We start from the raw sequence: 12,628 nt of genomic DNA, 5'->3' as shown, positions 1-12,628 counted from the left end.
AAACTTAGGGGGAAATTCAATGAAGAAAAAGAAGTTTTGGACTTTGGGTGTAATGCTTATCCTTGTTCTCTCGACAATCTTAGCTGCTTGTGGTGGCTCAGATACTAAGGATACGGGTAGTAAAGATACTTCAAGTGGTGGCGATACAGCTAGCAGTGGTGAACCAAAAATATTAGTCTATGGTCGTGGAGGAGATTCTGTAGCATTAGATCCTGCTGTTGTTACAGACGGAGAATCCTTTACAGTTACAGCTAACATTTATGAAACGCTAGTAAACTTCGGTGAGAAAGATGTAACAATTCAGCCAGGTTTAGCAAAATCATGGGAACCGTCAGAAGATGGTCTGACTTATACATTCCAGCTACAAGAAGGAGTGAAATTCCATGATGGTACTGATTTCAATGCAGAGGCAGTTGTCAAAAATTTTGAGCGCTGGAAATCAAATACTGATAAACATCCATATTTTAGCTCTCAATTTGTCGTTGGTGACACGCAAGTTATAGAATCGGTTACTGCTGAAGGTAACAATACTGTTGTCTTCAAGCTTAGCCAACCACAGGCACCTTTCCTGAAAAATTTAGCAATGTCTCCATTTGCGATAGCTTCTCCAACAGCATTTGAGGCAGATGAAGAAGGTTTATCAACAAATCCTGTAGGAACAGGTCCATTCAAGTTTGTGAGCTGGGTACGTAATGATGCGATCACAATCGAGAAAAACCCAGATTACTATATTGATGGCTATCCAAAATTAGATAAAGTTATTTATCGTTCCATTCCGGAAAATTCTGCACGTTTAACTGATTTAATCGCAGGTAATATTGATGTGGCTGATGGCTTAAGTCCATCTGATAAAGGGACAATTGAAGGGGATGCCAATTTACAGTTAATTGAACGTCCATCTATGAACGTTGGTTATCTAGGTTTAACAGTCACTCGACCTCCATTTGATAATGTAAAAGTTCGTCAGGCAGTAAACTATGCTATTGACAAGCAAGCATTAGTTGATGCGTTTTATGAAGGGCTAGCAGAGCCAGCGAAAAATCCTATGCCTCCAGTAATTTCAGGTTACAACGATGAGGTTAAAGGCTATGAATATGATCCAGAAAAAGCAAAATCATTACTAGCTGAGGCTGGCTATGATGGTAAAGAAATTGAGCTATGGGCAATGCCAGTTCCACGTCCATACATGCCAGACGGACAAAAAGTAGCAGAAGCTATTCAAAAGAACTTGGAGGATGTTGGTATTAAATCTAAAATTGTATCTTTTGAATGGGCTACGTATTTAGAAAAGGCAGAAAATGGGGAGGCGGATGCATTCTTACTTGGTTGGACAGGTGATAATGGAGATGCGGATAACTTCCTTTATACTTTATTAGATGGTGATAACATCCATTCTAACAACTATACATTCTATGATAATCAAGAGTTACACAAACTATTAGTAGCTGCACAAACTGAAATTGATGAGGACAAGCGTAATGAACTTTACAAGCAAGCGCAAGAGATTATCTCGGAGGATGCTCCATGGGTTCCACTTGCTCACTCTACGCCAATTTTAGCTGCAAACACTAAAGTTACAAATTATGTTGCGCATCCAACAGGTTCTGACCGTTTAGATGCAGTGGATATGAAGTAGGCATAAAAGCTAACAAGTATTAATTTAAAAGGGAGTTTTGAAGAATCTGCTTGCTTTTCTGCGGGGAAGCCGTAGAAATCTTGCAGGTTCTTTTTACAAAAGAATTATATAAAAATGCTCTTTTTCTGATAGGCTAAAGTTATTTTTTCTGTATGAAAGACCAATCATCTAAACGTTAAAACCGTTTGGTGAAAGCTGACCCTTTCTACAGTATGTGTAAAAACTTCAATGCTTTTCATGCAAAAGTATATTATGAAAATAACAGAGAGGTGAAGAAGATGCTTCACTATATGGGAAGACGTTTGTTTCAATTAATCCCAGTTTTGCTTGGAATGACTTTTATCGTCTTCATGTTAATTCGTGCAATCCCAGGTAATCCAGCGCAAGTAATCTTGGGACAACAAGCAACGAAAGAGGCTGTCGAAGCATTAAACGCAAATTTAGGATTAAATAAGCCATGGTATACGCAATACTTTAGTTATTTAGGTGGCATTTTTCAGGGAGATTTAGGGGTATCATTACGAACTAGATTACCTGTATCAGAGGAAATATTCCCGTATTTAGCGGCAACGGCCGAGCTAGCACTATTTGCAATGATTATCGCTGTGGTAGTTGGAGTAAATGCTGGAATTATTTCTGCATGGTTCCAAAATTCATGGTTTGATTATGTGGCAATGGTCGTTGCCTTAGTTGGAGTGTCTGTACCAGTTTTCTGGCTTGGTTTAATGGAGCAATGGGCATTTAGTAATCAGCTTGGCTGGTTCCCAACGTCTGGACGAGAAGATGTTCGAAATCCAATAACCTCCATGACTCATTTTTATTTACTGGATACGCTAATACAAGGACGCTTTGATCAATTTACGGAGGTATTAAAGCGATTAGTATTGCCGGGCGTGGCGCTTGCAACAATTCCAATGGCGATTATCGCAAGGATAACTAGGTCCTCAATGCTTGAAGTAATGCGCTCTGACTATGTACGCACTGCACGAGCTAAGGGGCAAAAAATGTTTATAGTAGTGTATAAGCATGCATTGAAAAATGCAGTTATTCCAGTGTTAACAGTAATCGGCTTGCAAACAGGATTACTGCTTGGTGGTGCCATTTTAACAGAGACAATTTTCAGTTGGCCTGGAATTGGTCGTTATATTTATGATGCCATTGGTTTCCGAGATTATCCTGTTATTCAATCAGGTATTTTAATAATTGCTTTTATTTTTATCATGATTAACTTGATTGTGGATTTATTGTATACAGTGATTGATCCACGGATTAAATACAAGTAGAGGGGAGATACGATAATGACTGGAGCGATAGATATAAAAACAGAGGCAGCACCAAGTCGTGAACGTGCGGCAGGTCCTTGGAGAGAAGGCTGGCGTAGCTTTAAAAAGAGCAAAATCTCCCTAGTAGGTGCAGGCATTGTACTATTTTTCATTATACTTGCTTTATGTGGTCCGATGATTGCTCCTGAAGGTATTAATGAACAAAATTTAACGAAGCGTTTATTAGCACCGTCGAGTGAGCATTGGTTTGGAACAGATGACTTTGGTCGGGATATTTTCTCAAGAGTCATACATGGAGCTCGTATTTCCTTATGGGTAGGCTTTTTTTCGGTTATTCTGTCCGTTATTATAGGGAGTTTACTTGGCATTATTGCGGGTTATTATGGTAGATGGATTGATACGATTATCTCGCGTATTTTCGATATTATGTTAGCGTTCCCTAGTATTTTACTAGCTATTGCAGTAGTGGCAGTGCTTGGGCCGTCATTACAAAATGCATTGATTGCTATTGCCATTATTAACGTACCGAACTTTGGGCGCTTAATTCGTTCGAAAGTATTGAGTGTTAAAGAAGAGGAATATATCGTAGCAGCAAAGGCAATTGGAATGCGTGATTCAAGAATTTTGTTCTCGCATATTTTACCAAACTCAATGACGCCAATCATCGTACAAGGGACACTAGCAATAGCGACAGCGATTATTGAAGCGGCAGCACTAGGCTTCCTTGGATTAGGCGCTCAAGCACCAGCACCCGAGTGGGGGAAAATGCTAGCGGATGCCCGCACATTTTTATTAAAGGCACCGTGGACGATGATATTCCCAGGCTTAGCTATTATGTTAACGGTTCTTGGTTTTAATCTAATGGGTGACGGTCTGCGTGATGCACTTGATCCGAAAATGAAAAGCTAATAAAAAAGGGCGAAGGGATGGATATAATGCTAACTCTTCGCCCTTTTGATGTGCTTAAATTTTACTTTTAAGCTTTTTGGTAACAATAAAAATTGTACATATAAAAATTAAGTACACAGCTAAGTAATATAAGGAAAACATATTTATCTCTCCATCTATATTACTTCGTAGCTAAAACATAGAGAAACAAGCCAAAATTATAATTGGAAAAAAATATTTAGTAAATTGCATAAAAATTGAGAACTTAATCCTGTTCCAACCTTAGAAGGTGCTCGTCAAAAATTTGAAGACATTTGTTATGATGTTTATGCTAGTGAATTTCCTAATGCAGATGTTCACCAAGTTGAGGTAGTTCTAGGAGATGGCGGAGTAAATATTGATATCATTGAGGAAAATGGAGATTCGACAATTGTACAATGTAAGTTTTTTTGAATCGCTTAGATGATAGTAGAAAAAATCAAATTAGAGAATCTTTTAAAACAGCGGTAGAAAATAATGAAATGGATAATTGGATACTATGCGTCCCAATGGATTTTTCACATGATGAACTTAAATGGTGGAAATCGTGGAAAGAAAATCAGAAGGGTAAAGTTATAACTATCAAGCTTCATGATTAATGAATTATGTAAAATGAAGAGCTAATTAAGCAAGTCTAATAAGATTAGTTCAAGGTTTTAATTAATCTTTTTTATAAAAGTAGAAATACATAAAAAATTCAACCTTCACATTTTGATCAAACTTTGTTCAAAGTGCGTGGGTTTCTTCTATTATAAAATCAGCGTTTGCAGCCCGTATTTGATTGAACTTTATTCCAACCCTACAGCAATACTCTTTTGAGTACACAGAATATCGCCTATCAAGATAGACACCCATTGTAGCTGAACTACCAACAAAAATTATAGATTTTGCATCAAGAATAAAACTAGAAGAGCAAGCACAAAATTACGGCCATTTCACTCTACTCCAACATCTTTTTTTCATTATAAACAAAAGTACCCTATAGGATAGACTTTTTTCAAAGTGTCTATCTTATAGGTACAGTTTAAAACGGAATACGCCCTTTAAAACAATAAAGTAATTTAAGAATTGTTTAATTAATAAGTAACTAATTCAATGGTTTTGAAAATTCGAGTATAAATATCTTGAATATTATCTTTGTTTTCTTTATTATCTTTCAGTTGATATCTCCATGTTTGTTCCTTAAACTGCCCTTCTTCTTTAGTACATAAATATCCTGTTGCATAGCTCTCCTGCACATCTGGAATACTATCATAAGTAACTCCTTTATTTGTAAATGGAATATGCGCCTTAGTAGATTGCATAAAGAATATCGGAATAGATAATGCACGATAATCTTCAACATATTGATCGTCATCAGCTTCCTTCAGATATTCTTTCATAATAATAATTCCATCTAAATTTTTAGTAATTATGTCACTTTTTAAATTATTAAAAGTTATTTCTTTGAATTTAATTTTTTCGTCATTTATTTCTGGTGATGAACCAATGACACCAACTGTTAATTCTTTACCATTATATATAAGAGGATCTTTTACTTCATTACAACTAACTAGCAAAACTATAATTCCAATTAATAGGGAGAATTTCTTTACCACTAATTATACCTCCTTCTAAGATGCTAAGATAAACTTTAAAACATGATAAATAACTAGATAAAATCTAATAAAACAAAATCTCCAAAACTAAAAACAAAACACCATTAACGGTGCCAAAACGGGTTCTATAAATTTAATGTAAAATATGGGCTTGCATGGTGTTTTTGAGCGGTCTTTATTTCAAAGCTACAGAAGGGAGTAATGTTATAGCGACGGCTAGCATTAATCCCCCATTAATATACCCCTTGAATATCGGAGCGGCAAGAAAGCTTGTTCCAGCAAGAAACAGAGTACAAATATAATAAAAGATGGAGAAATGTTTATTCTCTTTAATAGCCATACATTTGAATCGTATTAATTCACGTTAAAACACCATTTATTGTTCAGACTTTTCTCAATGTTATTTTAATTGATTGTGTCATATATATCAACGAGAGTCGAAATCATTTGTTAACTAACAAAAATAAGAATCAAGAAAAAAGCATTCGTTGCTATAACGCATCGAATGCTTCGAATCATTTACTCCATGTTGTTGAACAAGGAGCCATATAAAATTAAAAGATTTTTGTCAAAGTGTGGGTTTTTAAATAATTTCCTCTTCAAATTCCACATTGATTTCATGACCGTGATGAGTCTGATACGACACAATGAGCGTATCCAAATGCTCTAGGTTTTCTTCGTAATCTAAAATGCGAGATAAAATATAAAGCAAGTGATAGCTCGAAAATTCAGTATCGCCTTCATCGTGAGCATAACTTATCTGTTTGATGAATATTTCCATTAAGTCGTTACGTTGAACATAATCGATGTTTTTATTCCACGCAGAATGTTCGGGCTTTAATTTTCCTGTATATTTTAACAGTAGCTGCTCATGGTAAGTTAGCAGAAAATCAAGTCGCTCTTGAATCATTAAATGAAATTGTGTCGGTAGCTGTGCTAATTCGTTTTCATGATTATGAAGACGATGAAGCAGCTCTAAACTTTTCTTTGACGTTGTGATCATTTGACGATAAACAACTAATTTACGTGCTTTTACATACTTTTTATTTTTTAAGTAATTACGCTCTTCCTTATAAAAATCATACAGTGTATCAACTCGTTGCATACGACTCTTAAACTTGCTTAATGCTCCTTTTGTAGATGTATGCTCAGATGCCTGACGAACAGCAAGTCGCGTCCATCGAATAATATCATCTTGTAAAAAGTAAATCTTACGGAATAGCTTTACTTCATATTTTGGCGGTAGGAAGAACAGATTGACAACAAATGCTGCTAACACCCCAACTAATATGGTACTAAAGCGAATAAGACCAAATGTAAGAAAGTCATCTCCTTGAAACTCCATAATAGCTACGACTGTAACGAGTGCTAGGGACAACGATTTCTCAAGTTTAAATTTCAACATTAAACCGATAGCAGTAATGACTGCAATGCCAATTGCTACTACATGGTGACCAAAAAGTAAGCCAAAAATAACCGCGATGGTAGCTCCTATAATATTGGCCTGTACTTGCTCAACTATCGTTTGATAGGAGCGATAAATAGATGGTTGAATCGCAAAAATTGCTGCAATCCCAGCAAAAACAGGTGAAGGTAGCTCTAGCAACTCAGCAATAAATAGTGCAAACACGATGGCGACACCAGTTTTAAATACACGGGCACCTAATTTCATAGAAAATGGATGTCCTTTCTGTCTAAAATTTTTAAGCTTCTTTACATTATAGAAGGAAGTGTTCATAAAATACATAGATTTGTATGTCATTTACATGAAAAAGACGACTCATAGGGAGCCGCCTTATAATTTATAGTTATAGTTAATTTAAGACACGGTTCTAAATTGCTCTTCTCACAAGGTGTTTAGCAGATAAAGTAATCCCATTAGCTCGAAAGCAATTGTCGATTTTGTGCCTTTGTGCATTCACATAATTACAATTGTGAAAATGCGTAATCTACTGCTTTAATTGTTTCAAGAATATCTGCTTCTGTATGCTCTGTTGTTAAGAACCATGCCTCATATTTAGATGGAGCTAAATTGATCCCTTGTTCAAGCATTAATTTAAAGAAGCGGCCAAAGATTTCACCGTCTGAGTTTTCAGCCTGCTCATAGTTTTCTACTTTCACATCTGTAAAGTAAATTGTAAGAGCCCCTTTAAGGCGATTAACAGTAATTGTTACATCATGTTTTTTCGCGGCAGCCAAGATACCTTCTTCTAAAATGCCTCCAAGACGGTCCATCTCATCATAAATACCCGGAGTTTGTAATACTTCTAGGCAGGCAATACCAGCTTGCATAGATGCAGGGTTTCCTGCCATTGTGCCTGCTTGATAGGCAGGGCCAAGTGGAGCAACTGTATCCATAATCTCTTTGCGGCCACCATATGCACCGATTGGTAAACCACCACCGATTACTTTACCGAGAGCAGTTAGGTCAGGCGTTAAACCTAATAAGTTTTGAGCGCCACCATAGTGGAAGCGGAATGCAGTAATAACTTCATCGTAAATAGTTAATGCTCCTTTTTCCTTTGCAATGGCATGAACTAATTCTAGGAAGCCATGGTTAGGCTCTACAATACCGAAGTTTCCAACAATAGGCTCTATTAAAATAGCAGCGATTTGATCGCCCCATTTATCCATAGCCTCTGTAAATGCTTCAGGGTTGTTAAATGGTATAGTAATTACTTCCTCGGCAGTTGAAGTTGTCACACCTGCTGAGTCTGGTGTACCTAATGTTGCGGGACCAGAACCAGCAGCTACTAATACTAAGTCAAAGTGACCATGGTAGCAGCCAGCGAATTTCATAACTTTTGTACGGCCTGTATAAGCACGTGCAACACGAATCGTTGTCATGACAGCTTCTGTACCAGAGTTATTAAAGCGTACTTTATCCATAGAAGGGATTGCTTCTTTTAGCATTTTAGCAAAAGTAACCTCGTATTCAGTTGGAGTACCAAACAAAGTGCCATTTTCAGCTGCGTGTGTAATAGCCTTTGCGATATGCGAGTGACCGTGACCAGTAACGATTGGACCGTAAGCTGCTAGATAGTCGATATAACGGTTGCCATCAACATCCCAAAAATATGCACCTTTCCCACGAGCCATTGCAACAGGTGAGCCTCCGCCAACTGCTTTATAAGAACGAGAAGGGCTATTTACACCACCAACGATATGCTGTAGCGCTTCTGCGTGTACTGCTTCAGATTTTGTGTGATTCATATATATTGCCTCCTAAATCTTTATACTCCATCTATTGTAGACCTATCAGTGCAAGAAATCCAAAGAAATTAAGAGATATGACTTGTTTTATCACTTAGAGTAAAATAGAGCATACAGAGGGGGAGATTCATATGACTTTAATAGAAGGAAAAAAAGCACCAGATTTTTCCCTTATGAATGAAGAAGGAGAAATAGTAAAGTTAGCGGATTTCAAAGGACAAAATGTTATTTTATATTTTTATCCTAAAGATATGACGCCAGGCTGTACTACGGAGGCTTGTGACTTCCGTGATAAGCATGAGGATTTTAGTAAATTAAATGCAGTTGTCCTCGGTATTAGCCCTGACGATGCAAAAAAACATACCAAATTTATAGATAAGCATGGATTACCATTCTCATTATTAGTAGATGAGGATCATGCCGTAGCAGAGACGTATGGAGTATGGGTGCTGAAGAAAATGTATGGGCGTGAATATATGGGGATAGAACGTTCGACGTTTTTAATTGATACAGAAGGAAATTTGATAAAGTCTTGGCGTAAAGTACGTGTGAAAAATCATATTGAAGAAGTATATACATATTTAGCAGAAAGGGAGGCGACGCAATGAGGATTTATTTTACGTTTGAACCAAGACCAAATTTACGTGAGCCACTTGTAAAAGAATTTCCACAAGTAGATTTTATTTTTGAAAATGGCTTATCAAATGATGAACTACAAAAAGCAGATGTGCTTGTAACATATGGTGAAGATTTAACTGATGAAAATATTCAGTTTGCGAAAAAGCTTAAGTGGATTTTTGTAGCTTCAGCAGGGATAGAGAAAATGCCAGCTCAAGCCATTATTGAACGAGGGTTTTTAGTTTCAAATGTACGTGGCATTCATAAAACACCAATGGCAGAATCAATGCTTGCCCATATTTTAGCGATTAAGCGCGCACTGCCTTGGGTGTATGATCAGCAGAAGAAAAGTGAATGGTCGAAAAAAGCGAAGCAAACCGAGTTGCGTGATAGTACAGCACTTATTTTAGGACCGGGAGCTATTGGCTCGGAAGTAGGCCGCTTATTGCAAGCTTTTGGTGTTGTGACAATTGGCTGTAATCGTTCGGGGAATGAAGCGGCTAACATGAATGACATGGTGAGCTTTGATCAATTAATCGAAGCTTTACCTAAGGCTGATATTGTCATTTCTGTATTACCTAAAACAGAAGAGACTACACATTTATTGAAAGAAGAACATTTTACAGCGATGAAAAATGATGCTATTTTCATGAATTTTGGTCGTGGAAACTTAGTAGAGGAAAGTGTTCTGATTCATGCCATTCAATCAGGTGAAATTGGTTATGCTGTACTAGACGTATTTGAACAAGAGCCTGTAGCTGCAGATCATCCTTTCTGGACTTTACCGAATGTTATAGTATCTCCGCATATATCAAGTCACTCATCTCGATATGTTGAGCGTAGCTTAGAGATTTTTAAGCCAAGTTTAGAGAAGTGGTTACGTGGTGAAACAGATTTAGAAAATGTCATGGATTTATCAAGAGGCTATTGAGAAAGAAAAGAAGAGATGATCATTTAGCTGTTCGCAAATTAAGTTGAGGGCAGTTAATTAATCTGAAACATGTGTGATTGTTGACAGAAGTAAGTTGAATTCGATACACTAATTATAACTATTATAAATTAATAATCTTTATGGAAGAGGTGCATGACGATGTCTGCAACGCATTTACAGGATGCACTTGACACGTTAAAAACTACTGGTGTACGTATTACTCCTCAGCGTCATGCTATTTTGGAATATTTAATTCAATCAATGGCACATCCAACGGCCGATGAAATTTATAAAGCACTTGAAGGGAAATTCCCAAATATGAGTGTAGCCACTGTCTATAATAACCTTCGCGTTTTTCGTGAAGTTGGTCTAGTGAAAGAACTAACTTTTGGTGATGCTTCAAGTCGCTTCGATTTCATTACTAATGATCATTATCATATGATTTGTGAATGCTGTGGGAAAATAGTCGATTTCCATTATCCTGGTCTCGACGAAATTGAACAATTTGCATCACAAGTAACAGGCTTTGATGTGCATTCGCATCGTTTGGAGATTTACGGCACTTGTCCATCGTGTAAAGATGCATCTGCAAAAGTGCAATAAAAAATCCTAGCTCTTCTATGAGGGCTAGGATTTTTTTGTCTTATTATAAGATTGGTCGAACTCTTTTCCTTCTAGAGTTGGATCTAGCGTTAATGGTTCATTGCAGTACATACACATATCTACACGGCCTAATACTTTTGTGTACTTATGGCAATTAGGGCATTCCACTTGAATAGCTTTTGTTGAGAGTAGCCCAATCCATGCATATACGACTGTACTACCAATAATACAAAGTACACCAAGTGTCATGAAAATTAATACTAGAATAGGATTGTTTTTAAAGAAGATTCCCCCATACATAACTACAAAGCCGATAAAAATAAGTGCTAATGCGAATGAACGAATTTTATTAATTTTACTTTTGTAAGGTTTCATTTATCATCTTGCCTCCCAATCTAAAATCTACTATAACATATAAGAACAAAGTATTTTAGCTTTGAGAACGTGGAAAGAAGGAATACTTTTAGAGTATGTCGAAATTTTAACGAAATCAATTCGCCTTGGCGTAATTGAGTCCGGTGAAAATCCGTGACACCAACTGAATGAAGAAAAAGGTCACAAGCAAATAGAGGGGGATTGAACATGGAACAAGTTTTGCGTCCAATATATCAGGAACGTGCAAGTCAGTCGAATACATTAGGCGTTATTTTAGTGGGAAAACGCGAGGAAAAAAGTAATGTTACAGATACATTTGATACAGTCTTGCTTATTATTGTAAAGGAAGCAGAAAAGCCTGTCTTTACGAAACATTACTTATATGAAGGAAATAAAGTAGCTTTACATACTGTTACTGAGAAAATAATACGAAAATGGCTACTAATTGGCTCAAATAAAAAAGTGGTCGATTGGATTTTCTTTGGTAGGGTATTATTTGATCGTAATGAATTTCTTCATAAATTAAAAATTGAATTACAGGAGTTTCCGTTTAGTGGTCGTAAAATCAAAACTGGCATTCAATTTTCAAAGTTAATTCGACGTTACTTAGAAGGAAAAGAATACTTTGATAAGGGTAGCTATCTGGATGCTTATAATCATGTAGTAGATTCGTTACATCATTTGGGCCGTTTATCCATCATTGATAGTGGGCTTTATCCAGAAGTAACTGTTTGGGCACAGGTAAAAAAAATAGAACCAGCGATTTATAAATTATACGAGGAGCTCGTTACAAGTAATGAACCGATAGAAAAACGGTTAGAGTTATTGTTTTTAGCAAGTGAGTTTTTAATACACTCACGTACTCGAGACGGTGCTCAACATATTTTAGAAGTAATGCAAACAAAAGAGACTTGGACGATTCAGGAATTACACGATCATGATGAGCTCATGAACTATTCAGTAGATTTAGAGGTGTTCGTAGAATATCTAGTGGACAAAGGCTATATTCAAATTGAACCTATCGTTGCGAAAAGTGAAATGATATTCCACCGTCATTATAAGGTAAATAAAGAAGCTCTAGAAATGGAGCAAGGACTGTAGTATGCTAGTAATCGAGGTATCGAAAAATACCTCGATATTTTTTTATAAAAAGTATTGACGATTAATATGTTGATATTGTAGTATATTAATTGTCGCTAAGACATAACAAAAAACTCAACGAAATGAAAAAAGCTTTTTTGAAAAAGTTATTGACACGGATTGAGTTGAATGTTATTATAAAGAAGTCGCTGAAAAACGACTGAACAATGAACCTTGAAAACTGAACAAGCAAAACGTAATCAATAAAGTTTTTAGTAGCTAACCTTGAGTTAGTGAATGAAACAAAATTTTGGACATCAAACATGATGCCAGCAAAACAATTTGAGCTAATCAAATTTCTTTT

At 36.4% G+C, this 12,628-nt stretch carries 11 protein-coding genes; 7 read left to right on the top strand and 4 right to left on the bottom strand.

What is annotated here, in order from left to right:
• Positions 1-19: 19 nt before the first annotated feature.
• The 3 genes from AN161_RS25350 (at position 20) to nikC (ending at position 3,828) form a co-directional block, all read left to right on the top strand.
• Positions 20-1,636, top strand: a complete 1,617-nt coding sequence (locus tag AN161_RS25350) for an ABC transporter substrate-binding protein (protein ID WP_053597094.1) — start codon at positions 20-22, stop codon at positions 1,634-1,636.
• 278 nt (positions 1,637-1,914) lie between these two features.
• Positions 1,915-2,919 carry an ABC transporter permease gene (locus tag AN161_RS25345; protein ID WP_053597093.1) on the top strand — a complete coding sequence of 335 codons (1,005 nt, stop codon included), beginning with the start codon at positions 1,915-1,917 and terminating at the stop codon, positions 2,917-2,919.
• 15 nt (positions 2,920-2,934) lie between these two features.
• Positions 2,935-3,828, top strand: a complete 894-nt coding sequence (nikC, locus tag AN161_RS25340; protein WP_053597092.1) for a nickel transporter permease — start codon at positions 2,935-2,937, stop codon at positions 3,826-3,828.
• A gap of 1,094 nt (positions 3,829-4,922) precedes the next feature.
• Here nikC and AN161_RS25330 read toward each other — a convergent pair.
• The 3 genes from AN161_RS25330 to AN161_RS25320 all read right to left on the bottom strand — a co-directional run bounded on the left by AN161_RS25330 (position 4,923) and on the right by AN161_RS25320 (position 8,657).
• Entirely contained in the window at positions 4,923-5,444 is a 522-nt protein-coding gene (locus AN161_RS25330; protein ID WP_053597090.1) for a hypothetical protein, read from the bottom strand.
• Between the two features lie 583 nt (positions 5,445-6,027).
• On the bottom strand, positions 6,028-7,116 hold the full coding sequence (locus AN161_RS25325) for an aromatic acid exporter family protein (RefSeq protein ID WP_053597136.1): 1,089 nt from the start codon (positions 7,114-7,116) through the stop codon (positions 6,028-6,030).
• Positions 7,117-7,370: 254 nt separating this feature from the next.
• Positions 7,371-8,657 carry a glutamate-1-semialdehyde 2,1-aminomutase gene (locus AN161_RS25320; RefSeq protein ID WP_053597089.1) on the bottom strand — a complete coding sequence of 429 codons (1,287 nt, stop codon included), beginning with the start codon at positions 8,655-8,657 and terminating at the stop codon, positions 7,371-7,373.
• Positions 8,658-8,788: 131 nt separating this feature from the next.
• Here AN161_RS25320 and bcp point away from each other — a divergent pair, with 131 nt between their 5' ends.
• The 3 genes from bcp (at position 8,789) to perR (ending at position 10,809) form a co-directional block, all read left to right on the top strand.
• Positions 8,789-9,265, top strand: coding sequence for a thioredoxin-dependent thiol peroxidase (gene bcp, locus AN161_RS25315; RefSeq protein WP_053597088.1), 477 nt, complete (start codon positions 8,789-8,791; stop codon positions 9,263-9,265).
• Positions 9,262-10,206 carry a D-2-hydroxyacid dehydrogenase gene (locus AN161_RS25310; protein WP_053597087.1) on the top strand — a complete coding sequence of 315 codons (945 nt, stop codon included), beginning with the start codon at positions 9,262-9,264 and terminating at the stop codon, positions 10,204-10,206. Before bcp ends, AN161_RS25310 begins: the two co-directional genes overlap by 4 nt.
• 159 nt (positions 10,207-10,365) lie before the next feature.
• Positions 10,366-10,809 (top strand): peroxide-responsive transcriptional repressor PerR, encoded by a 444-nt coding sequence (gene perR, locus AN161_RS25305; RefSeq protein ID WP_053597086.1) that lies wholly within the window; start codon positions 10,366-10,368, stop codon positions 10,807-10,809.
• 24 nt (positions 10,810-10,833) lie between these two features.
• Here the strand turns inward: perR and AN161_RS25300 are convergent, their stop codons facing one another.
• A complete protein-coding gene (locus AN161_RS25300; RefSeq protein ID WP_053597085.1) occupies positions 10,834-11,184 on the bottom strand; it encodes a YgzB family protein in 351 nt (116 codons plus the stop codon).
• Positions 11,185-11,391: 207 nt separating this feature from the next.
• Here AN161_RS25300 and AN161_RS25295 point away from each other — a divergent pair, with 207 nt between their 5' ends.
• Entirely contained in the window at positions 11,392-12,285 is an 894-nt protein-coding gene (locus tag AN161_RS25295; protein WP_053597084.1) for a nucleotidyltransferase-like protein, read from the top strand.
• Positions 12,286-12,628: the final 343 nt, after the last annotated feature.

Origin of the sequence: Lysinibacillus sp. FJAT-14222 (genome assembly GCF_001278875.1) — a bacterium.
Lineage (GTDB): Bacteria > Bacillota > Bacilli > Bacillales_A > Planococcaceae > Lysinibacillus > Lysinibacillus agricola.
The sequence above is the reverse complement of the archived record's forward strand: the minus strand, read 5'-3'. Positions and strand labels throughout refer to the sequence as shown.